Source organism: Planococcus sp. CP5-4_YE (genome assembly GCF_019042655.1).
In the GTDB taxonomy this organism is placed as follows: domain Bacteria; phylum Bacillota; class Bacilli; order Bacillales_A; family Planococcaceae; genus Planococcus.
This window is the reverse complement of sequence record NZ_JAHPZO010000012.1, coordinates 20,053-45,651: the sequence shown is the minus strand read 5'-3', so window position 1 is coordinate 45,651 and position 25,599 is coordinate 20,053. Positions and strand designations below refer to the sequence as shown.

Here is a 25,599-nt window from a genome sequence, read left to right as displayed (position 1 = left end):
CCTCATGCAACTGTATCTTTATTTTACCACAAACAGAACACTTGTTCTATTAATAACTGTAAAAATAATCAGTAAAAATAACCCAATTTCAAGTTGCACCCTCTAGGATGTTCCCTTTTCAGATGGCATGCTCTCGCTAAGTAGGACTCATATACAAAGCCCCTCGCCATCAATGTGGCAAGGGGCTTTGAACTTGAGTCATGCTATTCTTTCAGGAACCAAACTTCCTCCATATCCACTAGTAAATTGATCGGTTCTCCAACTGCTGTCTTTTCAGCTTGTGTTGTGGTAACTACACATTCCAACAGCTGATTCCCTGCATTTACTTTCAGGCTGTACATGCCGCGGCCGTATTTCAACTCCTGAACGATGCCGCTAACCGAGACATGGCCTAATTGATTACCTTCCGCCGCTTTAATCGCTTCCGGCCTGATGACCATGAAATAAGCACCGTCTGTCAGCTGCTTGGTAACATCCGTTTCGATCGTCCCGTCGGAGGAGGCGAAACGGCTGTTTTTCAGCACACCGCTCAAGATATTTCGCAAGCCAAGGAAAGAAGCGACTGCTGTAGTTTCAGGGCGTTCGTATAAATCTCTTGCACTGCCGACCTGGCGCAATTGTCCATCGCCCATTACTGCGATGCGGTCGGATAATGCGAAAGCTTCATCACGGTCATGTGTAACGAACAAGACGGTAACACGAAAATCTTTTTGGATGCGGCTAAGCAGCTCGCGCATTTCTTTCCGTAAGCCCGGATCGAGCGCGCTAAATGGTTCATCCATCAACAAGACGCGTGGATTCGCCACCAATGCCCTGGCCAGTGCCACGCGCTGCTGCTGACCGCCACTCAGTTCGTCAGGAAATCGGTTGCCGAATCCTGCAAGCCCTACTTGTTCGAGCATATCGCGCGCTGCTTTCAAGCGCTGCTTTTTGCCGACTTTCTGCATTTTTAAGCCAAACGCGACATTGTCTTCAATGGTTTTATGTGGAAACAGCAACGATTGCTGAAACACCATGGCAAATCGTCTCGATTCAGGCGGCACATTTGTCAGGTTTTCACCCCCCACCCAAATCTCGCCGCCATCTGCTTGCAATAAGCCAGCAACCAGTTTTAGCAAAGTTGTCTTGCCGCAGCCGGAAGGCCCAAGGAGCGAAAAGAATTCTCCTTCGCGAATGGACAGCCGGACCGGACGAAGCATGAACGACGCATCGTTTTTCGGCTGTACGGCTTGGTACCGCTTTTCTATATCGATGATGCGCAAATCACTCACGGTTTCCCTCCTTTCGCCAAGTCCTGTGGGGCTTTATTCAGTTGATAATAACGTTTTAAAGCGGCGTCCATTCCAACCAAAGCCGCAATGGCAATGGCTGCATAGAGCAATGAATAAGCCGATGCAATGCCTGGGTCTCCTCCACTGACAAACGGGAACAGCAAAATCGGCAAGGTAACCACTTGGCCGGCACCGATGATGAAGGTGATCAAGTATTGGCTCAAGGAAATCAAGACGCTTAAACTGGCGCCTGCCAATATGCCTGGCAACAGATGCGGCAGCACGACGTGAAAGAATCGCGGCAGCGCACGCGCCCCCAGCATGCGCGCTTGGTCTTCCCAATCCGCTGACAAGGTTTGATAGCTAATCATGACTGCACGGAACATATACGGCAAAGTCGGCGCGATATGTGCTAACACGACCCCAAGAACAGTTTCAGTCAATCCGAGCCGCAAAAAGGTCAAGTGGATCCCCATGACTGAGATAAAAGGCGGAATGATGATTGGCGCAAAAATGATCGCTTCGAATAGCCATCTGCCGCGGACTGGATAACGCACCAACGCGTTGGCCGCCGGGAGCGCCAGTAAGATGTTCACGGCTGTTACAATCAAGGCAATCCATAAGCTGATCCCGACCGCTTGCCATGTTCGCCCGTCATTCAATACGTATTCCCACGCACGAAAACTCCATGACTCAGGCAATACATCCGGCCAGCGCCAACTGAATGACACGCTAGATAAAATCAAGGGAACAAACGGGACGACGACAAAAATGATTAATGCGATGAATGCAAACAAGGACAGAAGCTGCGGATGTTTTTTCATTAGCCCCACCCCTTGAGTACGTTCCAGCGCTTACTGAAGTAATATGCCACTAGGCCCAGTAAAATCGTGATAGCCGCAAGAATCATATTGACCGCGAGCGCTTCGGGGCGATCTGAAAGCGTGCCGCTTGTGTACAGCTGATACGAGTAAACCGGCAATACGCTTGGATAAGTGACACCCAGCAGATAAGGCACTTCAAAAGCGGAAAAAGTAAACACAAAGACGATGAACGTCGCAATTGCCCACCCCGGCATTATGGCCGGCACGACTATTTCCCGGATAAATTGCCAATTACCCGCACCGAAAACGCGCGACACTTCACGCCAGGAGCCGTGGATCCGAGACAGCACCGGATACAGCATAAGCGACACAAAAGGCGCTTCTTTCCAAGCATACGTGAGGATGATTCCCCATCCGAACGGGTCATTGACGAGCACCGGGAACTCCGTGATGTTGTCGATCCACCCAAACGCCGCAAGTACTCTCGATACAAATCCACTTTGGGTGAACAGCAGTACGACGATATAGCCGGCGACCAGATGCGGTATGGTCAATGGCAATTGGAATAAGCGATGCCAGGCTTTTGGCGAGTTCGTTTTCATGGATTCATTGAGAAAAAACAAAGCTACGGCAATTAGCGCCCCGATAACGGCCGACAGGAACGAAGACAAGGCAGCTACCCGCAGCGTGAGTTCCATCGATTCCCAGAAAGAGGCGGAATGCAGGAGCCTGTCGTAGGCCGCAAGGTTCAACTCCGTCTCCCCGATCGCCGGAAAATAGCCGAAGCTTTTCAGCAACCCGTCAAAAATCCCCCCGAAAAACAGGAGGATAATGGTAGCGGCGGCTGGCAGCAGCAAAAGATATGGTTTACTCTTTCGCCACATGTTCCGTCCATCCTTTTTCAATGATATCGATGTAATCCGAGGACAATTCAGGCAAGCGATTTTGTTCCAGTTCTTCTATTGAAAGGGTCGCTTCCCCCAGGTCCACTTCATTCATCGCCTGTTGCTGCTCGGGCGATAATTTTTCCAAGTCGAGTGCCGTTAAATCGCCCCAATTCTCTGGTGACAATTTGGCGGTTTGTGCGGCAGGCGACATTAGTTCATTGATTGCGACAAGCGCTCCCGCTTTATCCGAGGCATTAAACGGAATCGACAGGAAATGCGTATTCGCAAGCGTTCCCCCGTCTAATAGATAGGTGCGGGTCGACTCCGGAAAACGTCCCTTCAACACTTCACTTGCAGCAAGTGCCGGGTCGTAGCTCATGGTCATGCCGATTTCACCGCTCGCAAACAATTGATCTTGTTTCGCCAAGCTTTCCGGATACGTTTCCCCTTCCCGCCACAAATACGGCTCAATGCTGTTCAGGTATTGCCACATCGGCTCAAGGCGTTCTTCCAAATCTTCAATGTCTGCTGCAGGCTGCTGATACTGCTCGTGTCCCCCGGTCGTTTCATACAACACCTGGCGGACAAAAGCACTTCCTGTGAAATCAGGCGGTGCGGGGTATGTGAACTGGCCCGGGTTCTGTTTCACCCAATCAGCAAGTTCTGTCATTGACTTGGGCGGATTCTCGTGTTGGTTCGCATCGTGCACGAAGACGAATTGAGCCTTGCCCCATGGTGCTTCCAAGCCTTCTACCGGTTCTCCGAAATCCTGTGAAACTTCCGGTGCATCCGCATCGACGTAGTCATTGAAGTTCGGCAATTGTCCGGTGAAATCTCCCCACAACAAGTCATTGTCTTTCGCAGCTTTGAAATTTTCACCGTTGATCCAGACGATGTCCATGCTGCCATCCGTTTTGCCGGCCGTTTTTTCATCGAGCAATTGATTGATGATGTCTTGTGCATCATTCATTGGCACACGCACCAACTCGATGCCGTGCTGTTCTTTCATGCGCGGTGCGACCCAGTCATCCAAATAATTATTGATGTTGTCGTTTCCGCCCCACATGTACATATTGACTTCCTGGCCTTGTGCGTTATCTTGAATAACGCTCCAGTCATCCGTTAATAAGCTGTCTGCATCGGTTGCGCTTCCTGCTTCCTCGGATGAACACGCTGACAAGGCAAGTGCCAGCATGCCAATTGCCGTTATTGGATATAGTTTCATTTGTCCCACTTCCTAATCCCTTTTATGCTGCTTCTCTGTATTTCTTATTCAAGCCTCCACAACGGCTTAACTATTAGAGCAATCAATTCGATTTATCTGAATCGCCGCCTGCTTTCCGGTTCCAGCGATTGCGGATCAAAATTGGGACGACCGTCAAAATAACAAATACAACGATCGCCGTTGCTATGATTTTCGGATTTCCGCTGACAAAGCTGCTGCCGAGAAAATTATAGGCGAAAGTCCCGGGAATGATACCGATCAAGGTCGCCAAGGTAAACGAGGTGAAACGCACTTTGGCAATCGCTGCCATATAGCTGATCAAGTCAAAGTTAATAACCGGGATCAGCCGAAATAACAGCACATATAAAAATCCGTTGTGTTCCATTTGCGCCTGAAACTTGGCAGCGTTTCCTGTCCACTCTTTTGTAACGATGCTTTTTCCGACCGTCTTTGCGACAAGAAAGGACAGCATTGCCCCCAAAGTCGCGCCAATGATGGTATAAAGGGTGCCCATCCAGGCCCCGAAAGCCAAGCCGCCGGCAATCGACAACACCGAGGCCGGGAAGAAAATCAGCGGCCTGATGGTGTAAACGATAATGTAAATGACAGGCGCCCATAACCCGAACGATAAAATCCAGCTGCGAAGATCTTCCGCTTCCACGTCAAAAACGGAACGGCTGAGCCAGATACCCAAGCCGATGGCCACAGCCACCAGCAGCCATTTGGCGATGCGCTTTTTATTCATGAATTGCGCGTGTGGGTCGAAATGCTTGAATAGCGTTTTTTCATTTCGTTATAGCGCTTGCGGTTGACTCCTTGGTCTGAATAACCGACGCGTGATGCGGAACGGAATTCGATTTGCTGCGCTGCATCATTAAAGTAAAATTCGATATCATCCTTGAATTTCAGCAGTTTGCTCGAAGCAATGGCATATACGTAATCATTATTCACTTGCACAATCCGGATGCCTTCATAGCTTTTCAACATGCCGATCAAGCTCTTTTTCGCTTGCTCTTTGCTGCCATTGTACGGCCATGCCGGCACAAATTTGCTTCGCGCCGTCGTTTGCGAAGAAACGGCATTCGGTGTAGAAGGCACTTCTGTGAGACGGCCATTTTTAACCCCAAGTTGTGGCTTGGTATTGTTTTGTATCGCCATATTGGCAATGCCAAATCCGGTGGCTGCTGCAGCGCCATACAAGCCGATTTTTTTCACAGGCAACTCTCCTGCTTTGGCTTTGTTGAAGGTTTTGACGACCGGTTGGTTGAGCAGGTTATCGACATAGACTTTTTTGCCGATTTTCACCAGCACTTCGCTATAGGTCGGATACGGGTGGATAACACTGGATAATTTACCCATATTGATACCAAGAGTTTTGAGTGTCTGAATTTGGCTAATGATTTCACCAGCTCTGTCGCCCAAAATACTCGCTCCGAGAATATGGCCTTTTTTATCGAGAACGATCTTCACTTTGCCGATAGACCCTTGTTTCGTATTGGCACGGTCGATATCCGCATAATCCTGTTCGTAAACGCGAATTGAATCGCCGTGTTGTTCGCGTGCCTGAGCTTCGGACAAGCCAGAGTGGCCGAGTTCCGGATCCGTGTATGTACACCAGGTCACATTGTCGTAATTCATCTTGCGGTTGATTGGCAAAATGGCATTCTGCGTCGCTGTGATGCCTTGTGCGTTGGCCATATGCGAGAGTTGATAAGGGCCGACTACATCTCCAATGGCATAGATGCCTTTGGCGGTCGTTTCCATATGGTCGTCTACTTGGATGCGTTTCTTATCGTACTCGACCCCAGCTGTTTCCAGATTATAGCCGGATACATTTGCTTGCCGTCCGAGCGCTACGAGGAGCCCCTCGTTTGAAACAGTCATTTCCTTGCCGTCTTTTTCGACCGTCAGTTCAATTTGGCTGCCTTGTTGAGCAGCTTTCACTGCTGCCGCACCGGCATAGATCGTGACGCCTTCTTCGACGAGCCGCTGTTGGATCATCAGCGCAAGTTCTTCGTCATCGTTTGATAAGATGCGATCCGATTTTTCCACCAGTGTCACCTTAATACCGAGGCGGTTGAGCGCTTGGCTCATTTCGACGCCGATCGGGCCTGCGCCGAGAATGGTCATCGTTTTTGGGAATGATTCCAATTTGAAGATGGATTCATTGGTCAGGTAATCCACTTCCCTCAAGCCATCGATCGGCGGCACTAACGGAGTTGAGCCAGTAGAGAGGATGATTTTTTTTGCTTCAATCGTTTCCCCGTCCACTTCCAAGGTATTCGGCCCTGTGAATGTGGCGTAAGCGTTCAAAAAGTCGATGCCGGATTCTTTTAAGACTTCCGGCGATTCCCCAGCGTATACTTTTTGAATGACTTTTTGGATATCTTTCAACACTTCCGATGTATCGACTTTCAGCTCAGGTGAATATTTTTTAGCGTGATGGACTTCCTTCGCGATATTGATGAGCGATTTGCTCGGAATGCAGCCGGACCATGTACATTCCCCGCCAGGCAGATTCTTGTCGATGAGAACGGTCTTTTTCGAAAACCCTGCGGCTGTAAAAGCGGCAGTCAGGCCTGCTGCGCCCGCTCCAATAATTGCGATATCGTATTTCTTGGTCATATCCATCAATTCCTTTCTTGTATCGTGAATTAAATATATCTTAACAAACACTCCTATATACTTACCCCTATTTACCCTCGCTTAGTCTGCTTAAAAAAAATCCCCTCAGATTAGAGAGTTCTTCAGGGGGGCTATACGACAATATGCTTTATACTTAGAATATCTTTTACATGAAAAGGTGAATTATATGCTCGATACATACGCAAGAAAACATGTACAACCAGCTGTCGACAAGACCGCTGATTATCTATTGAAAAAAGGCTGCACTGCTGATGGCGTGACCAAGACCGCTTTTGCCATCGGTTTATCTTCTGGTGTTTTCATTTATTTGGACTTGCCGGTTCTGGCGCTCTTCGCGCTTTGGCTGTCCGGATTTTTGGATGTGGTCGACGGGACAATGGCGAGAAAAACAAAGCCTTCTCCTTGGGGCACGCTGCTCGATATCAGCTTTGACCGGTTGGTGGAAATCAGCGTGATCTTGGGGCTCGCTTTCCGCTTTCCGGACTCGATGTGGGCTTTGCTGCTACTAAGTGCATCGATCATCGTCGCCATGACCGTTTTTTTAACCGTCGGGGCATTATCCGAAAAACAAGGGATGAAATCATTCTATTATCAAGCCGGTCTTGCTGAACGGACAGAAGGGTTTATCCTGTTTACTTTGATGATCGTCTTTTCTCCATACTTGACGGCGATCACCCTTTTGTTCATCGCCGTGCAGATTTTCACCATTATTCAGCGCATGGCCGAGGCCAAACGGATTTTGTCGTAAGGAGTGTTTAACATGAAGATTGTTGTCCTGGTTGGAGGTGGCCATGCACATTTGCATAGCCTTTCACAATTTGCAAAAAAACCGCGGGAAGATGTGCAGCTGGTGCTCATCTCGCCTGCGGTGCATCAATACTATTCGGGGATGTTTTCCGGATTCACTGAAGGTGTTTACGGTTTGGATGAGATCCGCATCGATTTGAAACAGCTCGCCCAAAAAATCGGCGCGGCTTTCTATCAAGACACCATCTGCGCCATCGACGCGAACTCTCGCACATTGATTGGCCAACATGGCGAGACCTATCCTTATGATGCAGTGTCTTTTGACATCGGGTCGCAGACAGATAGTCCGGAAGCGATTAGAAACTACATCTCACCGATCAAGCCCAATTATCATTTTCCAGATCAACTAATAAAGTTCCGGAAATCCGCCAAGCCTGTCATTGTCGGAGGCGGCGCATCGGGCGTGGAATTGGCTTTCTCTACACACGCCTGGCGAATGCGACGGCATTTGAGCGACGCTTTACTGTTTAGTTCCGGAGCTCTGCTATCGGCTCAAGGAGCGGCCGTTTCGAGAAAAATCGAGGCAGTCGCCCGGAAAAAAGCATTGCCTTTTTTCACGGATGTAACTATAGAAGATATTGACGCAACTTCCGTCACTACAAGCACCGGCACTTCTTATCCCCAGTCAGACGTGCTCTGGTTGACCGGACCAAAAAGCCCTAGCTTGTTCGAACAGTCGGGCATGCCAGTCGACCGTTCTGGATTTCTGGCTGTCCATGAAACACTTCAATCGCTCCGTTACCCCGAAGTCTTCGGTGCAGGCGATTGCGTCTCGATCGACCGCTATCCGGACCTTGCGAAAAACGGGGTCTATGCGGTTCGCCAAGGCCCTGTCTTGTGGGAAAATCTATTGAAATTCCTCGACAGAAATCCATTGTCCTTCTTCGTTCCACAAAAACGCTATATAGCCATCCTTTCCACGGGCGGTGGCGAAGCGCTATTGACTTACGGCAATTGGAGTGTGCACGGAAAAATACCCTGGAAACTCAAGCAGTATATCGATAAAAAATTCATGAAGGCTTATCAAGCAATTTACAAATGAACTGCTCTTTCCTTCATTCCTTAATAGTGTCTTGAAATTTTCCGACTTTCTCGCTATAATTCTTTATACAGTAGTTGAATCATTTCCGAGAACTTCTAGCAGGCTTCATCACTAATAATTGAATGTTAATTAAAAATGCAGCATGGGCTGCCATATTGAAATTGCGCAGAGTATATACCTGACAATAGAGCTGGGAATAACGCCAAAGAGAATGAATCATTCTTTTTGGCGTATTTTTTTATTTTATACCCCCCTTATGCGCTTCCTCATGGATTATTCACTTCTAACTGCCCAATAAAGCGCCCTCCCTCATTTAGAGTTTAGTAATATTTGAAACGCAATAAAGAACAGCAATTGAAAAGCCATTTTTCAGGACACTAAGAAATAGTGATGGAAAACTAAAGAACAAGCCGGCTGCCACATGCCGGGAAGGAGCTAGTTATTATGCAGGAAGCACGACCTATTCAATCAGAAGTTTCGGGTTATATTTCAAACCTACTCCGTCAGCATTTCGGAAAAGGGCCTGCTTCTGTTTACGTCACAATCAAAAGGCCTTACATTACAATACATTTCCGTGGGTTCGTCAGTCCCATGGAAAAGATCCTACTTGACCAAGAAGAAGGCAAACGCGTATTGGAAACAAGAGATTTTATGTTCAATGCGTTGAAGTCTGAAATTTTAAGCGAGCTCTTGTCGATTACCCAATTGGAATTTACCGAGCTATACGCCGATTGGAATTTACCGCTGAAAAGCGGAATCTTCATCGGTGTCATGGCTGAAGAAGGCATCGTAGATCCACTAGAATGGCCGGAGGATAGTGAACGAGATATTTTCCATAAACAGGTGGAGCGTATCAGCGAAGAAGCCGGGCGCATCCCGAATAAGATTGAGACCTTGTGGATGAGTAACCGAACCTTGCTGCTGAAGCGCAGCGGCATTTTGGTAGGCATCGAAAAAGCATTGATTGAGGGAGGGTTTTCCGAAATACTGAAATTGACCAAACGCCCTCTGGAACAAAAGCTTCTTGAAGATGCCCCATTGACCCACACCTTACATAGGAGTATAGATGAAATTTTCATGGATTGGAATTTCAGCCAGGATATCGGCTATATTGCGTTTATTCTATCCGCTGAGCCTCGATAACTGGAACAAGAAAGAGTATAAACCTACAAAAAACTAGCAAAACCTTCTATGTATAACTGGGAATGTTCAGTTAATGCATACATTGCTAAAGTTCTAAAGCTCTGGATCCAGTGAGATTGAGCGCTATCCTCAGTTTTTGTGTTAAAGACTGCCTAAAAAGGGTATGGCTTAATACACAATGCAAAAAGGAGGAAGTTTATATGGATTCGATAATCTGGCTTTACATAGCACTTGGAATCATTGTCCTTGGCCTGATCGTCGCCGTCGTTGGTGTCGTGATGCTCTTATCCGGCATCAAGGAGCCGATGAAAGAAATGAAAGGCTCGGCAGATAACTTGAAAGGCCGCATGGACAAGCTGATGCTTGAGACAACTCATTTGCAGCATACGACGAATGAATTGAAAGAAGACATCCAACAGAAATCCGAGAAAGTGGCCGTCCTTGTCGACGGGGCAAAAGGAACGATCAATTCAGTCATCGACATGAATTCGGTGGTCCGCAGCATCACGACAGGCATTTCAAAGAAAGTCGAAGACGACCCTGCCAACCGTTTCCAAGTCAACCAATACAGCAACAACGCAGCCGGCTTGATGAACTACTTGGATAAGAAGAAAAATCAAGATCAAACAACTGCAACTTATAACCCGGAACCCCCTGCTACACAACAGGTATCCAAAAAATATTAACATTGAAAAGCAGCCCTAGAGGCTGCTTTTTTTATGCAAAAAAACTTGCCGGCACAATCGCCGGCAAGTTGCTATTTTATAAAAAAGAATTTTTTGGACAAGATCAACCCAATCGCGAACAGCAATAAGGCCACGTACGCCGGAAGGATATGAATAAAGCTCGTATATCCGATGACATAATGAATGATGATGGCCGCACCGAACGCCGGCAACCCGCCGAAAAGAAACGTGTACCACACCCAGCGCTGCCCTTCTTGGAATCCCCATAGCGCAAGCATCAAAACGAGCAGCCCGACGCTAATTAAAGCACTGCCAAGCCCCGCACGGTCATGCGCGATTACAGGAATGAGCCGTTCGTTAATGGCAGCGATTTGTTCAGGGTTCATGCAAATAAAAGCGATATCGGTTTGGACGAATACGCCGTTTACACCGATTGTGGAAATGACCAGCCCTGCTGCAGCGAGTGCAAATCCGAGTGCGACAAATGCCAGCTGGCCCCAAAGGCTGCGCTTCCATGCCAGGTGGTTCGTGCGGTTGCGTGAAGGCGAATGTTCGCTATGATTCTTGGATGCCTGGTAGCCTTTCCAGAAAAATGGCAACAGCACGAGCCAAAGAATGCCGTGGAGCCAGTCAAAATAACCGAATCCGATAAATAATAAAATGCCGAGGAACCCCAACACGCCTGCGATGTGGATGGCGCGTTTTGCCCATTCCAGCCCGTAGCGGACGCCGTGCCTCGCCAATTGCATATAGAGAATGCCGCCGGAAACCATCGCACCGGCTACAGTCATCCGATCGTGCTGCATAAAATAGTAAATATTCGGATTGATCGCCATGAGTTCTTCTCGCGTTAAATTCAAAAATGCCTCGTCGTACGGTATAAGGACTATGGTCATGCTGACGAGCATTGCCACTGCCCCACCGAGGAACATGAAAAGTCCGAATAACCAATGCCAAATCCAGCCATCATACACAGCTGGTGCAGCGATTCGTTGATCCAGCAGCCCTTCATTGATGCGCTTCGGCAAACCGGGGCCGGTCCTGACATAGCCGCCCGCGAGCATCACCAAATCCGCTCCTGCCCCATACAAAGCCAGTGCATCTTTCGGTTCAGCGATTCCGCCTGAGACGATGATCGGAATTGTACTGTGCTGCCGGATGGATGATACTTGTTCAGCCAGTAGAAGGGTTTGGTCAAGCGCATACTCCATGCCTTCGCCCGTGTCTATTCCCTGTTCATCAATGACGATTCCGTCTACGTATAACTCACTAGCGGCCAAATCCATAACAGCCGAATCGATTCCATGCATGGAACTGGCAGTTAACATCGGCTTGCCGTTAATTGCTTTTTTAAAAGACTGACACTGTTCCTCGCTGAACGGCTCTTCAATGATAAAAGCTTCTCCATACCCAGACAACTTGTCCAATAAAGAACGTGTTTGTTCAAAAGAGCCGTTCTTGCCTACACGGATGAAAATCGGCTTGCCGAACGGCCTTAGCTTGTCCAGTTTATCGATCGTTTGCTTGAGGCCGGGCGATTCCAAAAGGTATGGGAAAACTACATTATCTTTGGAGTCGCTGAATGCTGGCGAACCCGTTTCCACTGGCTCCCATGATACCGGGCCGATTTCGATAAAGCCCATTCCCAAATGGCTGAATGCCTTCGTTCCGGAAAGCAAGGGATCGATTTTCCCGCTCAAGCCAACGGGATTAGCGATCTTTAAACCGAAAATCTCCATTTCCAACTGCTTGGCGGGAGCTGTATGCCCTAAATATTCAATCAGTTTGCTTCCGCCGGGAATCGAGGCAATCCGATGCATGCCCTTATGGATAAACGCTCTCCCGTTTTTTGCCTGCAAGCGGGAAAGTGTCGGTTCAAACATCGTATGATAAGTCCAATCCGGCAAGAAAATCACGTCCTAAAACAAAGTATGCTGTTATTTTACCGCATTTCACCCAATGAAAGCATAAATTTCATAAAAAACCGTTTAGATCCACACGTCATTTTCTGCCGTCTGCGCGCTTTTTGCATCGCCTGTATTGACAACGCCTTTAGGTTCAACCAGCAAGATGCTCGCTTGCGTTTTGGCATATGGCTTGTGCTCGGTATTCTTTGGAATGACAAACATTTCGCCTTCTTTCAAGACCACTTCCCCGTCCCGAAATTCAATGACCAGTTCTCCTTCCAAAACAATAAACACTTCATCAGTGTCCTCGTGCTTATGCCAGACAAACTCCCCTTGCACTTTTACGGTTTTGAATTGATAATCATTCATTTCTGCAATGATTTTCGGCGACCATAGATCGTCGAATTTCGAAAGTTTTTCATTGAAATTGATCGGCTTGAAATTCATTAGATCTACTCCTCTTTATATTTTCATTGTCCCAGAAACTGTAGAATAAGCTTTCTGGAGTTCTAATCTTGAAAGTGCTGAAGCTGTGTACGCTGCGATTTCCCGATTTTTATAAATGAAGCAATGTTCCAACCCCAAATCACCATTCAGCAGCGAAGGCAGATAAGCACATAAATTAGCGGCTACCCCGCGATTGTCTTTTTGCATAATCCAGTCGATCGATTTCCAATCCAATATGCCTTCACGCGTTCCGAAAGGCGTAGCCAAAACTTGAGTTTCCGCCAATTCCGCCATAAACAAGTACATGCCTTGCCGGCTGTTTTCACTTGTGAAAAGAACATTTCCTGCATGCAGCATGTCTGTTAATCGAATGCCGGTCTCTTCAAAGGTTTCCCTAATAGCACTTTCAAGGGGTGTTTCGCCGGGCTCGATTTTTCCGCCGACGCCATTCCACATGCCCATCTGCGGCGGCTTCTCACGGTTCAGGAGCAGAATTTTATCACCATTTCGAATTAAGCACAAAGTATATTTCAGCATGATTGTTGTTCTCCTATCGCCAGCTTGATTAGTTGAATTTTTTCATACGTGCTTTTGATCCCATTGTGCCAAAGACATCATGTCGAATTCGTCCTCAACCTCGAGATCTAGCGGTGCAATAAATTCAAGTGAATTGCCATCCGGGTCATGAAAATAGACTGCTGCGTGAGCAAAAGGATGGTTCGGCAAGATGAGTGGTGGTTGTTCTTCCGGTGAAAAACCGAAAGCCGTTCGCCCTTCGATTTCTCTTTCGGCCAACCAGTCCATAGCGTTACGGATCGCTTCTACATCCACATGAAAAGCGATGTGGCGAAGCGAAGGATGATAAGGCGTTTTCGCTCTATCCGTTTCCCATAAGCCCACCCAACTTTGCCCTTTAACAATCCAAAAGAAAGCCAGCTTTGGAGTCTCATAAGCGAGTTCCAATTCCAAACTAGTATAAAATTCAATGGAACGTTTTAAATCCCGGACCGGTAAATGCGCTTCATAAAGGCCTTTAATCATTGATTCACTTCCTTTATTTTTCTTATAATTTTTATCTTTTTTAAGTCTTTTCCGTGGTTCTTGATTCTCCTGTAGCCGTCTATAGTAGATTTTGTATATATTTTTAAATAATCATCCAAACTTAACACATAATATTCCGCTCCATCTTCCAGTACTTTTTCCAAACTTCTATGGTCGACCCCTGCAAAAGTCTCTAAATCCTCGATGAATGAAAACCCCACCTGGTTATAGCCATCGCTAAATTCATGCTCCCGATAATCAATCACCGAATAACCGAGCCGTTCCATTAGGTTTTCCAACGCGCTCCACTGTTCATTAAGATAAACAAAGGGAACCAGCATATCAATATCTTGAGGAGAGAAATCCATTTTCGCGATTTTTCCGAGACCTAAAGAGCCGTATAGAACGGGAATGATATGCAATTCTTTATTAAAGCTTTTACAAAGACGAATAAATTCTTTATGTAAAAGCTTCTCCTCAATCAATATTTGAAACCATCTTCCGCTTATTCGCCATTGCTTCTTTTAATACCAATAACGCCACCTCGTGATCGTTCATTACGTGAGGTACTTGTTCTGGTTCTACCCAAATGCGGGCGGTGGTCTCGTATTGACGCAAAAATGGAAAACACTCTGTAATGTCCATTCGGTAGAATAGTTGATATCCAACTTTCGGGTATTTTTTATTTTCTGTAAACTTCTCGTTTTCTGAGTGGTCCACTTCTATTGCACCGATATAAGTTAGCTCTCCGGCTATATATGCCTCTTCGTATACTTCGCGCCGCAATGCCTGTTCTGGCACTTCCCCTTTTTCTACATGGCCGCCCGGAACATTAAACCCTCGCCCTTTTACTTGAACCAGCACAAGTTTTTCATCTAGAAAGCAATAGCCATGAACACTTGTCACGATGTCGCTTGCGCGTAGCTGTTTATAAGGCTGCCAGGTCAGGCCCACTGTCTTGCCGTCCCAATTAACATACGTTTTATTTTCCACGGAACACTCTCCCAATTCGTTTGTGTTCATTATCTTTTCTAATTAGGGCTTAATTCTTCTTGCTCCACTTCTTCTACCGTTTTCCCATCCAAGGAATACACATTGCCGACAAGCGCTTCGCTTGAGCTCACTGGAAAAGACCACCCGCCTATTACTTTATTTTGATGAAGATAGACGATGGTTCTTGTTTGCTTGCTGTTGTAGAGAAGTTCCAGCGGGTGATTTTGTACGATTAATTCCACAGAAGCAAGCTCTTTGTCTATGTATTGAGTTGAATCGAAGGGTTGAACTTGCCAAATTGGTGCGTAGGCCGGATCTGTCAAATCTTGTTTCGTGAAAAATAACGAATCTTCTTCTACCATGGAAATCGGCGTATATCCTTGTCTTTCCAGATAAGCTTCCGCTTCCAAAACAGCGGCGCTCTTTTGTTGATCCTTATTGCACGCCGTTAAAAAAACAACAGCTAAAAGCAAGAGGTAACAGAGTGTCCTTAACATGCTTTCTCCACTCTCCTAGATTAGGAACTGCCAGAGTTTTATGTTCATTTTTCCAGCTGCTCTCCCTGCAGTATCTCTTTCAATATCCCCAAATTAGATTTATAGAACGCGAAATTTTTCTCCATGCCTCGTCTTTGGCTCCACCCGATACTGTTAAAGGCATCAATGAATCGATAAAAAGGCAAGACGGCTCGCAAATCGATCATCGGCCGGATGCTGGTATAGCCCTCTTGATAGGCAGTAATCAAAACTGGATTCCCCTTTAAAAAATCACGGTGAATTTTAGTGAAATCGATTTCCGACGAACCGAAGCGGACACTTTCAAAATCGATCATACCGGTCACCCGGCCTTCCTGCACAATGATATTGGCTGGACGAAAATCCATATGGACAAAGCTGGGTCCGTCTGGTTCTGGCAGCTCACCTTTCATTTGCTCAAACTTCTTCAAGCTGGCCCTATATAAATCTTCATCCAATACTACTTTTGCATCTTCCGCGAAGCTGTAAAACTGCCTTTCGATAAAATCATGCCAATTGGAGAATTCATTTTGTATGACGCCGGGTCCTGTCGCGTTCGAAGGCTTGATTTGATGCATAGACGCTTGCATTGCACCGATTTGATAAGCAATTTTGGAGAAGCTGTTGCAGACAAAGGCTTCCCTTTCAGTTCGGACAGCAGCAAAGCCCCTGGGCACTTGGCGTCACCCGCCCAAAAATCGAGCAGCTTTGGAATCGGGACATATCCAGCGAGGATTTCATAAGCAGCTAGCTCGCGCTCGTATTTCACACGGGTATACGGGATTTTCACAAAGACCGTTTCGCCACTTAGTAAAGTGCACTTGTATACCGTTGAACTGAAAGAATCTTCGACTTCATTGACAGTAACGACTTCCAAACGGAATTGCTTCAATACTTGATCCAACATGGGTCTCTCACCTCGTTTGTTATAAATGCCCTAATGTCTTTCTGGCTGGTTGTATAACAGGCCGGCTACCGATTTTCTATAATGCAAAGCAGTCTTTGATCATTTGAGCGACAGTTTGCGGGTCTAGCTTTGTGTTATCGATTCGTATGTAATTTTCTTCATGAATTTCCTCCGGCAAAGAGTTAAGCCGGTTCAGTTTATGCGTTTCGATTAAATGCACTTCGGATTCTGCCACATTGCGCTTCGTTGCTTTATGTGCAAGGCGATGAGGCGTTTGGTTTCGTAGCAAACGTTCGCTCTGCTGTGCTTCAAGTTCCACGAAATAGACTTCTCCACCCGCTTGTTCAAAAATAGAGCGAATATGGCTTACAAATTCCCAATCCTTTGTTGACTCAAATGACCAGACGAAAGTGAACACAATGCCTTCCAGATCGCTTTTAACGGCCGCTTTAAATATTTCTTCCCGAATGATAGTCGAGATTCGCCATGTGTCTTCGCTGAAGCCAAAGAATGGGTGCAGCAAGTCAATCGTCATATGATTATGAAGTAATTTGAGGTGCGTTATCTTTTCTAATTCATGGCCTATGGTCATTTTACCGACTGCTTGCGGGCCGAATAATAATACGAGTTTCATAGCGCCTCCAATCGTAGCTGTCGGTAATCAATTTCTCCCAGCAACCACCTGTACTTGTAAATATTAGTATATCAAAAACGTCTTCGAATTCGATTCGTTTTCAGAACTTTTCCACAAAATAATGGTCAACATTATTTCAAATATCAATCGAAGAATCAGAAAAACCCGAAGCCGTTAAGCTTCGGGTTTTCTCGTTAGTTCATGTGCTTGCGCTGAAAATCGGAAATGCTTTCGTATTCTTCTGTCAATAAACGCGACAAGCGGATGTAAATCGGGAGCAGCTCACGGTAAATCGTGCTTGCTTCCGCTTCCGGATGATGAGTATGGGTGCTGCCGATCATCTCGGAGACAATGCTGAAATCCTCAATCTCTCCAGTCGCATACATCCCAAGCACGATGGCCCCGAGACAAGGACTTTCGAAGCTTTCTGGAATGACGACCGGTTTATCGAAGACATCGGCCAACAACTGGCGCCATAACTCAGAGCGGGCAAACCCACCGGATGCTTGTATGCTTGCCGGTTCTCCCGTCAATTCTTCTACGGCGAGAAGCACAGTATACAGGTTGAAGACGATGCCTTCGAGTACCGCGCGAATCATATGCTGTTTTTGGTGGTGGATGCTGAGGCCGAAAAATGAGCCTCTGGCATTGGCATCCCATAGTGGTGCCCGTTCGCCTGTCAAATAAGGGTGGAACAATAGCCCGTCAGCTCCTGGTTTGACCGTTGCGGCGATTTTCGTCAACACGTCGTATGTATCGATTCCGAGACGCTTCGCCGTTTCTACTTCCGATGAAGCGAATTCATCGCGCAGCCAGCGCAAAATGATGCCGCCGTTGTTGACCGGCCCGCCGATCACCCAGTGATTCTCCGTCAATACATAACAGAAGGTCCGCTCTTTCGGGTCGGTTTTCGGCACCGGAGACACCGTGCGGATGGCACCACTCGTCCCGATGGTCACTGCGATGACGCCGGGGTCAATGGCATTGACGCCAAGATTGGCCAACACGCCGTCACTGGCACCAATAACAAACGGGACGTCTTCCCGGACACCCATGAATGCAGCGAATTCCGGCGCGACTCCTGTAAATTGCTCGGTCGTCGGTACGAGGCGCGGCAATTTCTCTGTCGTGACACAAGATACATCCAGTGCACCTTGGTCCCAGTCGAGCTGTTCCAAATTAAACAAGCCGGTAGCGGAGGCGATTGAATGGTCTTCGACGTATTCCCCAAAGAACTTGTGGAAAACATAGCTTTTAATGCTGATGAACTTTGCGGTCTGCTGGCAAATTTCCAGTTTTTCGTCTGACAGCCATAACAGTTTAGATAGCGGCGACATGGCATGGATCGGTGTGCCCGTCCGCAAATAAATATCGTGTCCGTTCAAATTGTCATTGATGTGCTTCGCATGTTTCGAGCTTCTGGTGTCTGCCCAAGTGATGCTATTGGTCAATAGTTCGCCTTCAGCATCCACAGCGATCAAACTGTGCATGGCTGAACTAAATGACAAAAGCTTTAAAGACTCTTGGGTGATTTCGCTTTTTCTCAAGGTTTCCCGGACAGCTGTCAGGACGGCACGGAATATTTCTTCCGGATCCTGTTCGGCGGTCAGTTGGTTCGGAGTGTGCAAAGGATAGAACACCGTATGGCTATCCTTAATTTGTCCAGCTTTATTGAATAACACAGCTTTTGTGGAAGTGGTCCCTATATCGACCCCTAAATAATAGGATTGTTCAGGCATATTTTTCTTCCTTCCTTATAACAGAAAAAGAAAAAGGAGAATCCCTTTTTCTTTTTGCTGCAATCATGTGATAAAGAAACTTAAAATCAATACTACCACGAATCCGGTGAGGCCAATGATGGTTTCCATCATGGTCCAGGATTTCAAGGTATCTTTCACGCTCATCCCGAAGTAACGGTTAACGAGCCAAAAGCCGGAATCGTTTACGTGGGACAAGACAGTTGCGCCTGCAGCAATGGCAATAACGATCAAACCAAGCGCTGGGCCGGTCGTTCCCGTAATTTCTAGAAGCGGTGCGATCAAGCCTGCAGCCGTTACCATGGAAACCGTCGCAGAACCTTGTGCCACACGGACCGCAGAAGCGATCAAGAATGCTAGCACAATCGGCGGAAGCGCCGAGTCGCCCATCATTTCACCAAGCACATCGCCGACACCTGAGTCGATCAGCACTTGTTTGAACACGCCACCAGCTCCTGTGACAAGGATGATAATCCCTGCAGGTTCCAGCGCTTTTGTTGCAATGTCTTGAACTTCTTGGCGCGAATACCCGCGGCGTGTGCCGAGAAAGAAAAATGTCAAGATCGTAGCGATTGTCAAGGCAACAAATGGATGGCCAAGGAAGGTCAAAATCTCGCGAATTTGATTGCCTTCCTCCAAAATGACAGCTGACAAGGTGTTGAAGAGAATCAACACAAGTGGAATCAAAATCAAGGAAATAATCATGCCAAAGCTTGGCAATTCCTTATCGTATTCCTGTTCTTTAATGTCCATATAATCTGGAATTGTTAAGTGGATACGCTTACCAATAAAACGGCCGAATAATGGACCGGCTAAAATCATGGATGGAATCCCTGCAAGCACCCCGAACAGGATAACCCAGCCAAGTTCTGCTCCGACCAATTCCGCAACCGCAATCGGCCCTGGAGTCGGTGGGATGAAACTATGCGTTACAGCAAGACCCGCCAATAGCGGAATTCCGTAATGCAATAGCGATTTGCCGGTTTTCTTTGCCAAGCTGTAAACAATTGGTACCAAAATGATGAAACCAACATCGAAGAATACAGGAATGGCTACGATAAAACCTGTCACACCAAGTGCCCATGGTGCTTTATCTTCTCCGAACTTCGCAATCAATGTACCCGCTAAGCGTTCAGCACCGCCAGAAACTTCCAGCATTTTCCCGAACATAGCACCGAGCCCGACGACCACTGCGACAAAGCCGAGTGTTCCGCCCATGCCGTTTTGAATCGATTGAATAACATCCCCAAGCGGCATGCCCGCCGCGATGCCGAGCAGTAAACTTACCAATAATAACGCGACGAACGCGTGCAATTTCGTGCGCATGACCAAAAATAGCAAAACGAAAATACTTGCGACCGCGATGATAATCAATGTTGAACCAGCCATGTAATTTCCCCCTATCAGATAAACAATGGATTATTTTTTGACGACTGCGTGCCCGCCGAATTCATTGCGAAGTGCTGCAACGACTTTTCCTGTAAAGGTATCGTCTTCGAGCGAACGGTAGCGCATCATCAGTGACAACGTGATGACCGGTGCCGGCACATTCAAGTCGAGTGCCGTTTCCACTGTCCATTTCCCTTCACCTGACGAGTTCATGACCCCTTTGATGCCATCGAGTTTTTCATCTTTCGAGAACGCGTTTTGCGTCAAGCCCATCAAATAAGAGCTGATGATCGAGCCGTTGTTCCAAACACCGGCCACTTTTTCGTAGTCATAATCGAAATCACTCTTGTGAAGGATATCAAATCCTTCAGCAATCGATTGCATCATGCCGTACTCGATGCCGTTATGGATCATTTTCATGAAATGTCCGCTACCGGATTTCCCAGCATATAGATAACCGCCTTCGACTGAGATGTCACGGAAGAGAGGTTCGATGTCGTTGAATCTTTCTTCGTCTCCGCCGATCATCGCGCAAATTCCGTGGCGAGCACCTTCTGTTCCACCGCTTGTTCCGCAGTCGAAGAAATAAATTCCGCTGGCTTTCAATTCCTCAGCGCGTCTCACCGATTCTTTGTAATTCGAGTTGCCTCCGTCAATGATTGCATCGCCTTTGTCCAATAATGGCACCAATTGTGCGATAACTGACTCCGTAATCTCTCCTGCTGGCACCATCAACCATACGGTGCGCGGCGCCTGCAAGTTCTGTACCATCTCTTCGAGAGAGTCAACCGTCTTGAAACCGCTTACTTCTGTGGTATTAGCATCATGCCCTACTACCGTATGCCCATGGTCTGTTAAATTGAGTGCAAGGTTTTTCCCCATCTTGCCCAAACCGATAATTCCGATTTCCATCATATAACCTCCTGTAGAATAAAAGAATATTTTTCCTTAATGAATTCAGTATATCAAATATTTTTCCACATGCAAGCGTGTTATGATAGAAAGATAAAATAATTCTAGTAATAGAAAGAGGCGTGGCAGAATGAAACAACCCCAATTTGCATTAGCGGCCATCCGTGGCAGTTACCGTAATTTCAGTGAGAAAGAAAAGAAAATCGCCGATTACATCTTGAATGATCCCCGCAACATCATCCATTTGACGATCAACCAAATCGCTGACGAGCTCGGTCTTGCAGAATCCACGGTCTTCCGTTTCTGCCAACGGCTTGGCTTTAAAGGCTTTCAAGCGTTCAAAATCGCACTCGCCGCTGAAGTCGTGGCACCGTTAAAAGACATCCATGAACAGATTGAAGAAGGCGACGAAGTCAAAACCGTTGCGGAAAAAGTCTTCCGTTCCAACATCAAGACGCTTGAAGATACGTTGCAGATTATGGATGAAGACGCATTAAAGCAAGCTGTCGACGCGTTGCTATCTGCGCGCAAGATTGAATTCTTCGGAAACGGCGGGTCCGCGATGATTGCCATGGATGGCTACCATAAATTCGTCCGCCTCGGCCTTCACGTTGCGATGAATATGGACGCCCACTTGCAGCTTATGTCTGCATCACAATTGACAAAAGGTGACGTCGCCATCGTCATCTCCCATTCCGGCAGCACACGCGATGTGCTCGAAGTGCTTCACGTCCTGAAGGAAAAAGAAGTGACGATCATTTGCATGACCAATTTTGCTAAATCGCCTTTATCCAAAGAATCGGATATTGTGTTATACACCTTATCGGAAGAGACAGATTTTCGCTCAGAAGCCCTCGCCTCTCGCATCGCGCAGCTCAGCTTGATCGATGCGCTCTACACGAACGTCTTGATCGCCCGCGGAGACGAAGGCAAAGTGGCACTCCGCCATATGCGTGAAGCCATGTCACAAAAGCGCTTATAGGCATTGAAAAATTCGGGCATATAAAAAAGCTGGAACCTTAAATGGTTTCAGCTTTTTTATATGCTATTCAACACATCGCAATCAAAAGTTACAAAATCGGGCTCAATAAACGGGCAATACCTTCGCGCAGCTTGATGGTCCAATCGCGCTGTGCGTAGAGCTCTTTCGTCAATTTGCGGCAATCAGCCGTATCCGATTCAAACAAAGATTCTAGTTCGAGCGCAATTCGGCGATTGAACACCAATGCGTTGATCTCGAAATTCAAACGGAAGCTGCGGGCATCCAGGTTGGTGGTGCCGACAGTTGAAATCTCGCCGTCCACGGTCATTGTCTTGGCGTGTAAAAAGCCGCGATCGTATAGATAAACGTCCGCTCCGTAATCGAGCAACTCGCCTAGGAACGACCAGGATCCCCACATGACAAAAGGATGGTCAGGCTTTCCTGGAATCATAATATTCATTTTGACACCGCTCAGCAAGACCATTTTACAGGCGTCCATAAAACTTTTATCCGGAATGAAATACGGCGTCTGGATGTAGATTTCCTGTTTGGCTGACGAGATCATTTTAATTATCATGTTCTTTAAATGTTCTGTATCAGAATTTGGCCCACTTGTTACAATTTGCATAGGTGCGAATGTCTTTACTTGATGAACAGGAAAGCAGAAAATGTCCTCCCGGTTTCTATATTGATTGGCGTAGTTCCAGTCCAAGATAAAACGTGCCTGGATGTGATGGACCACATCTCCTTCAATGCGCAGATGGACGTCACGCCAGTAGCCAAATTTTTTCACTTCGCCTAAATATTCCGTCCCGACATTGAATCCGCCGATATAACCGATTTTCCCATCAATGATGCACACTTTCCGGTGATTGCGGTTATTGATGCGGAAATTGATAAAGCCCAGTTTGGACGGAAAGAAGATCTCCACTTCTCCCCCGTGCTCGATCAATTCTTTGAAATCTGATTGCTTTAAACTTTTGGATCCCACTGCGTCATATAGAAGCCGTACCTTGACCCCCGCTTTGGCCCGTTCGAGCAACGCATCAAATAGTCGTTGGCCGAGCGCGTCCCGCTGTATGATGTAGTATTGGACGTTGACTTCTTCCTGCGCTTTGCCGATGTCGTCAATCATCGTGTCGAACTTTTGGTTTCCTTCAGAAAAGATCCGTGTTTCGTTATAGAAGCTGACGAGTGATTTGGATGATTGCAAATTCATGATCAATAATTGTTCGTATTTATTCAACAGCTCTTCGTCATACTCCTCTTCCCCGTCCCGAATTCGTTGGACTTGAGCATCGACTTGCCGAGAGTAATAGGATTGTTCATCCTCACTTAAATTGTAAAAGTTTTTATTGGTTAAATGCCTGCCGAAAAACAAATAGACGATGAATCCTAGAATCGGCAAAAAGAACAAAATCAACAGCCAGGCCCAAGTAGTCCCGGCATCACGGCGTTCATTGAAAATGATTACAAACGCGAGCACAATGTTCAATAATATCAATGAGTTCAATGTCCAGCTGAGTGCGACTACCCAATCCATTCTCGCCACCCCTTTCGCTATGTCCCCTTTATTCGCTAAATATGTAAATAGTCCTCTATTGAAAAGAAAAAGCTGCCGAGTACGGAAGCTTTTCCATCCAGACAGCTAGTTCAACTTTCTTCCTTTCCCGCTTTCTTGACGACCCCTCGGAATATCCCGTACTGAACCGCAAATAATGCGAGTGCCGCCAAGCATAGATTGACATAATACCAAATGCCGTCCCCAAAAAAGTCCAACGGCGAAACGGTGGATGGCCGCTGGGACAAGTAGAGGTAATTCGAGCCGGTTTGGGGATTGATCCAAAAGCCGATAAAAGCGGCGTAGACAAGCAGCAAACCATAGACCGAAAACACTGAACGCCACGTGAGTGCACCTGGCATAGCCAAAGCCAAAAATAAACAGGCCCATGCGATGGCTGTATGATGGACAAAGAATTTCCAAAACCGGTAATGCTGGTAATCATAAGGCATATCGGGTGTCACCAGCGCCAATGCAGCCGGGACGATGCCGATAAAAAACGACACACGAACCCAAAATGGATGCAAAGTCAACAATCCAATAATGGCGGTGAAAGAAGCGATGCCGCATAAATGAAGAGGCATATACCGGTTGAAGCTCCAAAACCCATGGCTGACAGCCCAATATTGATAGGACACTTCCGAAATGAACAGGACAAGAAACAGCAGCCAGCGCAATTGCTGGAACAAGGCGTCTTTAGCGGCTAAACTATCTCTAAAAAGGATGAGACAAAGGAACCCTGTCAAGGCAATTGCCAATACTATTAAATGGCTTATGGAAAAAAGCTCGAATGGATAATCGGATCTTGCACCAAACCACGTGCCCATCGCTGCACCTCCGGATAAGTATTATGCTGATATCTTATCATTTTTTCTTCTGGTGGAATTCAAATCCTGCTGTATCAGCTCGCTTTATTTTTGGTAGGTGCTGGCAACCTATACTCTAATTGCATGATTCCGAGTTCATCCGGACAGGCACATACTTTCCCGTACTCCTTAAAAATGATAAAGCTTTAGAAATCGGGGAATGGTAAAAGCAATATTGCCTGTTAATCTGTTTTACAAAATGTGTTGTGCTAAATTCACGACCTTAAGATGAACTTAAAAATTCTCCCACATTTCTTTCAGTCCAAACTTTTTCCCGAACGGTGTTCAAACTTGAAACAAAGGGGTGTCAAACTTGATCAATTACTCAGAGACGATATTAACTGGAGCGGAACCCATCCTTTTCATCCATGGCCTTGGTGCAAGCCGATGGATGTGGTGGCAACAAGAGAGCGCGTTTTCAGATTACCCATTAATCATGGTCGATTTGCCCGGCCACGGAAAAACTGCGGCTACTTCATGGGTCAGTTTAGCGGATAGTGCCGAACAAATCGCCCAACAAGTGATTAAGGATCGAGCTGTGCATATAGTGGGACTTTCTTTAGGAGGCCATGTCGCCTTGGAATTGGCTAAGCATTTTCCTGAAAAGGTACTCAGCCTTTTCATTAGCGGCATTACGGTGAAGCCCTTGCATTATGGGTTTTTATTAAAGCTGCAATCACGCGCTGTGCAGCGGACTATTCACAATAAACCGCATCTCGAAAAGTTGGCCCGTGAATATTACCGCTTGCCTCCTGAAAAAATTCCTGAATTCATCTCCAATTATCAACTTCTAACCCGCGAGACATATGAAGCCATATTTAAGGAAATCATTCGATTCCACCTCGATGCATCGTATAGTTCTTTCCACAAGCCCGCCCTGTTTGCAGCTGGAGGCCAAGAGTCTCGCGCCATCATCGCTTCGATTGAAATTGCTCCTGTTGTCATGCCGAATGCTGTCGGCATGTTAATCCCAAGTGCCCGACATGATTGGCCAATTCAGCATGCAACAGAATTCAATCGCCTATTGAGGAAATGGATAACGAAAAACCTGTATGAAGAGAAGGATTTACCAATTCTCGATTAATCCACCAGATATCCTGTCGAAATGAACACTGCCGGTGAACCGGCTGCTTGCACTGGCAGGACTTTCACGCTCC

27 protein-coding genes are annotated in these 25,599 nt (G+C 46.8%); 6 read left to right on the top strand and 21 right to left on the bottom strand.

Features of this window, described 5'->3' with window-relative positions:
- Positions 1 to 203: 203 nt before the first annotated feature.
- From KTG14_RS13110 to KTG14_RS13085, 6 genes are all read right to left on the bottom strand, one after another.
- On the bottom strand, positions 204 to 1,271 hold the full coding sequence (locus KTG14_RS13110) for an ABC transporter ATP-binding protein (protein WP_216971344.1): 1,068 nt from the start codon (positions 1,269 to 1,271) through the stop codon (positions 204 to 206).
- Positions 1,268 to 2,095, bottom strand: a complete 828-nt coding sequence (locus KTG14_RS13105; RefSeq protein WP_216971343.1) for an ABC transporter permease — start codon at positions 2,093 to 2,095, stop codon at positions 1,268 to 1,270. Before KTG14_RS13105 ends, KTG14_RS13110 begins: the two co-directional genes overlap by 4 nt.
- The gene (locus KTG14_RS13100) at positions 2,095 to 2,979 is read right to left on the bottom strand and encodes an ABC transporter permease (protein WP_216971342.1); all 885 of its coding nucleotides are present in this window, start codon (positions 2,977 to 2,979) and stop codon (positions 2,095 to 2,097) included. The genes KTG14_RS13105 and KTG14_RS13100 overlap by 1 nt, the downstream gene beginning before the upstream one ends.
- Complete coding sequence (locus KTG14_RS13095; protein ID WP_216971341.1) at positions 2,963 to 4,207, bottom strand: ABC transporter substrate-binding protein; 1,245 nt, start codon at positions 4,205 to 4,207, stop codon at positions 2,963 to 2,965. The genes KTG14_RS13100 and KTG14_RS13095 overlap by 17 nt, the downstream gene beginning before the upstream one ends.
- Before the next feature lie 82 nt (positions 4,208 to 4,289).
- Positions 4,290 to 4,952, bottom strand: coding sequence for a TVP38/TMEM64 family protein (locus KTG14_RS13090; RefSeq protein WP_216971340.1), 663 nt, complete (start codon positions 4,950 to 4,952; stop codon positions 4,290 to 4,292).
- On the bottom strand, positions 4,949 to 6,883 hold the full coding sequence (locus KTG14_RS13085) for an FAD-dependent oxidoreductase (protein WP_308462038.1): 1,935 nt from the start codon (positions 6,881 to 6,883) through the stop codon (positions 4,949 to 4,951). The genes KTG14_RS13090 and KTG14_RS13085 overlap by 4 nt, the downstream gene beginning before the upstream one ends.
- A 136-nt stretch (positions 6,884 to 7,019) precedes the next feature.
- On the opposite strand from KTG14_RS13085, the gene KTG14_RS13080 reads away from it, so the two are divergent.
- From KTG14_RS13080 to KTG14_RS13065, 4 genes are all read left to right on the top strand, one after another.
- The gene (locus KTG14_RS13080) at positions 7,020 to 7,601 is read left to right on the top strand and encodes a CDP-alcohol phosphatidyltransferase family protein (protein ID WP_216971339.1); all 582 of its coding nucleotides are present in this window, start codon (positions 7,020 to 7,022) and stop codon (positions 7,599 to 7,601) included.
- Between the two features lie 12 nt (positions 7,602 to 7,613).
- The gene (locus KTG14_RS13075) at positions 7,614 to 8,702 is read left to right on the top strand and encodes an FAD-dependent oxidoreductase (RefSeq protein ID WP_216971338.1); all 1,089 of its coding nucleotides are present in this window, start codon (positions 7,614 to 7,616) and stop codon (positions 8,700 to 8,702) included.
- A gap of 444 nt (positions 8,703 to 9,146) precedes the next feature.
- Entirely contained in the window at positions 9,147 to 9,845 is a 699-nt protein-coding gene (locus KTG14_RS13070; protein ID WP_216971337.1) for a Na-translocating system protein MpsC family protein, read from the top strand.
- A gap of 200 nt (positions 9,846 to 10,045) precedes the next feature.
- On the top strand, positions 10,046 to 10,531 hold the full coding sequence (locus tag KTG14_RS13065) for a DUF948 domain-containing protein (RefSeq protein ID WP_216971336.1): 486 nt from the start codon (positions 10,046 to 10,048) through the stop codon (positions 10,529 to 10,531).
- A 71-nt stretch (positions 10,532 to 10,602) separates the two neighbouring features.
- Here the strand turns inward: KTG14_RS13065 and KTG14_RS13060 are convergent, their stop codons facing one another.
- The 13 genes from KTG14_RS13060 to gnd all read right to left on the bottom strand — a co-directional run bounded on the left by KTG14_RS13060 (position 10,603) and on the right by gnd (position 21,033).
- Positions 10,603 to 12,438: a beta/alpha barrel domain-containing protein gene (locus KTG14_RS13060; RefSeq protein WP_216971335.1), complete on the bottom strand. Its 1,836-nt coding sequence runs from the start codon at positions 12,436 to 12,438 to the stop codon at positions 10,603 to 10,605.
- A gap of 81 nt (positions 12,439 to 12,519) precedes the next feature.
- Positions 12,520 to 12,885: a cupin domain-containing protein gene (locus tag KTG14_RS13055; RefSeq protein WP_216971334.1), complete on the bottom strand. Its 366-nt coding sequence runs from the start codon at positions 12,883 to 12,885 to the stop codon at positions 12,520 to 12,522.
- Positions 12,886 to 12,900: 15 nt separating this feature from the next.
- Positions 12,901 to 13,422 carry an NUDIX hydrolase gene (locus tag KTG14_RS13050; protein ID WP_216971333.1) on the bottom strand — a complete coding sequence of 174 codons (522 nt, stop codon included), beginning with the start codon at positions 13,420 to 13,422 and terminating at the stop codon, positions 12,901 to 12,903.
- Positions 13,423 to 13,464: 42 nt separating this feature from the next.
- Positions 13,465 to 13,926 carry a VOC family protein gene (locus KTG14_RS13045; protein WP_216971332.1) on the bottom strand — a complete coding sequence of 154 codons (462 nt, stop codon included), beginning with the start codon at positions 13,924 to 13,926 and terminating at the stop codon, positions 13,465 to 13,467.
- Entirely contained in the window at positions 13,923 to 14,411 is a 489-nt protein-coding gene (locus KTG14_RS13040; RefSeq protein ID WP_254178160.1) for a hypothetical protein, read from the bottom strand. The genes KTG14_RS13045 and KTG14_RS13040 overlap by 4 nt, the downstream gene beginning before the upstream one ends.
- Positions 14,404 to 14,919: an NUDIX domain-containing protein gene (locus KTG14_RS13035; RefSeq protein WP_308462037.1), complete on the bottom strand. Its 516-nt coding sequence runs from the start codon at positions 14,917 to 14,919 to the stop codon at positions 14,404 to 14,406. Before KTG14_RS13035 ends, KTG14_RS13040 begins: the two co-directional genes overlap by 8 nt.
- Before the next feature lie 38 nt (positions 14,920 to 14,957).
- Positions 14,958 to 15,329 (bottom strand): hypothetical protein, encoded by a 372-nt coding sequence (locus KTG14_RS13030; RefSeq protein ID WP_216971330.1) that lies wholly within the window; start codon positions 15,327 to 15,329, stop codon positions 14,958 to 14,960.
- Between the two features lie 131 nt (positions 15,330 to 15,460).
- Complete coding sequence (locus KTG14_RS18035; protein WP_308462036.1) at positions 15,461 to 16,012, bottom strand: phosphotransferase; 552 nt, start codon at positions 16,010 to 16,012, stop codon at positions 15,461 to 15,463.
- Positions 15,895 to 16,341, bottom strand: a complete 447-nt coding sequence (locus KTG14_RS18030; protein WP_308462035.1) for a protein kinase family protein — start codon at positions 16,339 to 16,341, stop codon at positions 15,895 to 15,897. Before KTG14_RS18030 ends, KTG14_RS18035 begins: the two co-directional genes overlap by 118 nt.
- Positions 16,342 to 16,417: 76 nt before the next feature.
- Positions 16,418 to 16,975, bottom strand: coding sequence for a P-loop nucleotide/nucleoside kinase family protein (locus tag KTG14_RS13020; protein WP_216971329.1), 558 nt, complete (start codon positions 16,973 to 16,975; stop codon positions 16,418 to 16,420).
- A gap of 194 nt (positions 16,976 to 17,169) precedes the next feature.
- Positions 17,170 to 18,714: a gluconokinase gene (gene gntK, locus KTG14_RS13015; protein WP_216971328.1), complete on the bottom strand. Its 1,545-nt coding sequence runs from the start codon at positions 18,712 to 18,714 to the stop codon at positions 17,170 to 17,172.
- Between the two features lie 63 nt (positions 18,715 to 18,777).
- Complete coding sequence (locus tag KTG14_RS13010) at positions 18,778 to 20,121, bottom strand: GntT/GntP/DsdX family permease (protein ID WP_216971327.1); 1,344 nt, start codon at positions 20,119 to 20,121, stop codon at positions 18,778 to 18,780.
- Between the two features lie 30 nt (positions 20,122 to 20,151).
- Positions 20,152 to 21,033: a phosphogluconate dehydrogenase (NAD(+)-dependent, decarboxylating) gene (gene gnd, locus KTG14_RS13005; protein WP_216971326.1), complete on the bottom strand. Its 882-nt coding sequence runs from the start codon at positions 21,031 to 21,033 to the stop codon at positions 20,152 to 20,154.
- Positions 21,034 to 21,163: 130 nt separating this feature from the next.
- On the opposite strand from gnd, the gene KTG14_RS13000 reads away from it, so the two are divergent.
- Entirely contained in the window at positions 21,164 to 22,015 is an 852-nt protein-coding gene (locus KTG14_RS13000; protein WP_216971325.1) for a MurR/RpiR family transcriptional regulator, read from the top strand.
- An 88-nt stretch (positions 22,016 to 22,103) separates the two neighbouring features.
- Here the strand turns inward: KTG14_RS13000 and cls are convergent, their stop codons facing one another.
- Positions 22,104 to 23,558: a cardiolipin synthase gene (gene cls / locus KTG14_RS12995; protein ID WP_216971324.1), complete on the bottom strand. Its 1,455-nt coding sequence runs from the start codon at positions 23,556 to 23,558 to the stop codon at positions 22,104 to 22,106.
- A gap of 110 nt (positions 23,559 to 23,668) precedes the next feature.
- The gene (locus tag KTG14_RS12990; protein WP_216971323.1) at positions 23,669 to 24,403 is read right to left on the bottom strand and encodes a YwaF family protein; all 735 of its coding nucleotides are present in this window, start codon (positions 24,401 to 24,403) and stop codon (positions 23,669 to 23,671) included.
- Between the two features lie 352 nt (positions 24,404 to 24,755).
- Between KTG14_RS12990 and KTG14_RS12985 the strand changes: the two genes are divergently transcribed.
- Entirely contained in the window at positions 24,756 to 25,526 is a 771-nt protein-coding gene (locus tag KTG14_RS12985; RefSeq protein WP_216971322.1) for an alpha/beta fold hydrolase, read from the top strand.
- The last annotated feature ends 73 nt before the right edge of the window (positions 25,527 to 25,599 follow it).

What these genes read in the sequence shown, in the direction of transcription:
- KTG14_RS13105 (WP_216971343.1), bottom strand. Translation starts at nt 2,095, where the DNA reads ATGAAAAAACATCCGCAGCTTCTGTCCTTGTTTGCATTCATCGCATTA.
- KTG14_RS13100 (WP_216971342.1), bottom strand. Translation starts at nt 2,979, where the DNA reads ATGTGGCGAAAGAGTAAACCATATCTTTTGCTGCTGCCAGCCGCCGCT.
- KTG14_RS13095 (WP_216971341.1), bottom strand. Translation starts at nt 4,207, where the DNA reads ATGAAACTATATCCAATAACGGCAATTGGCATGCTGGCACTTGCCTTG.
- KTG14_RS13090 (WP_216971340.1), bottom strand. Translation starts at nt 4,952, where the DNA reads ATGAATAAAAAGCGCATCGCCAAATGGCTGCTGGTGGCTGTGGCCATC.
- KTG14_RS13080 (WP_216971339.1), top strand. Translation starts at nt 7,020, where the DNA reads ATGCTCGATACATACGCAAGAAAACATGTACAACCAGCTGTCGACAAG.
- KTG14_RS13075 (WP_216971338.1), top strand. Translation starts at nt 7,614, where the DNA reads ATGAAGATTGTTGTCCTGGTTGGAGGTGGCCATGCACATTTGCATAGC.
- KTG14_RS13070 (WP_216971337.1), top strand. Translation starts at nt 9,147, where the DNA reads ATGCAGGAAGCACGACCTATTCAATCAGAAGTTTCGGGTTATATTTCA.
- KTG14_RS13065 (WP_216971336.1), top strand. Translation starts at nt 10,046, where the DNA reads ATGGATTCGATAATCTGGCTTTACATAGCACTTGGAATCATTGTCCTT.
- KTG14_RS13055 (WP_216971334.1), bottom strand. Translation starts at nt 12,885, where the DNA reads ATGAATTTCAAGCCGATCAATTTCAATGAAAAACTTTCGAAATTCGAC.
- KTG14_RS13050 (WP_216971333.1), bottom strand. Translation starts at nt 13,422, where the DNA reads ATGCTGAAATATACTTTGTGCTTAATTCGAAATGGTGATAAAATTCTG.
- KTG14_RS13045 (WP_216971332.1), bottom strand. Translation starts at nt 13,926, where the DNA reads ATGATTAAAGGCCTTTATGAAGCGCATTTACCGGTCCGGGATTTAAAA.
- KTG14_RS18035 (WP_308462036.1), bottom strand. Translation starts at nt 16,012, where the DNA reads ATGCATCAAATCAAGCCTTCGAACGCGACAGGACCCGGCGTCATACAA.
- KTG14_RS18030 (WP_308462035.1), bottom strand. Translation starts at nt 16,341, where the DNA reads ATGTTGGATCAAGTATTGAAGCAATTCCGTTTGGAAGTCGTTACTGTC.
- KTG14_RS13020 (WP_216971329.1), bottom strand. Translation starts at nt 16,975, where the DNA reads ATGAAACTCGTATTATTATTCGGCCCGCAAGCAGTCGGTAAAATGACC.
- gntK (WP_216971328.1), bottom strand. Translation starts at nt 18,714, where the DNA reads ATGCCTGAACAATCCTATTATTTAGGGGTCGATATAGGGACCACTTCC.
- KTG14_RS13010 (WP_216971327.1), bottom strand. Translation starts at nt 20,121, where the DNA reads ATGGCTGGTTCAACATTGATTATCATCGCGGTCGCAAGTATTTTCGTT.
- gnd (WP_216971326.1), bottom strand. Translation starts at nt 21,033, where the DNA reads ATGGAAATCGGAATTATCGGTTTGGGCAAGATGGGGAAAAACCTTGCA.
- KTG14_RS13000 (WP_216971325.1), top strand. Translation starts at nt 21,164, where the DNA reads ATGAAACAACCCCAATTTGCATTAGCGGCCATCCGTGGCAGTTACCGT.
- cls (WP_216971324.1), bottom strand. Translation starts at nt 23,558, where the DNA reads ATGGATTGGGTAGTCGCACTCAGCTGGACATTGAACTCATTGATATTA.
- KTG14_RS12990 (WP_216971323.1), bottom strand. Translation starts at nt 24,403, where the DNA reads ATGGGCACGTGGTTTGGTGCAAGATCCGATTATCCATTCGAGCTTTTT.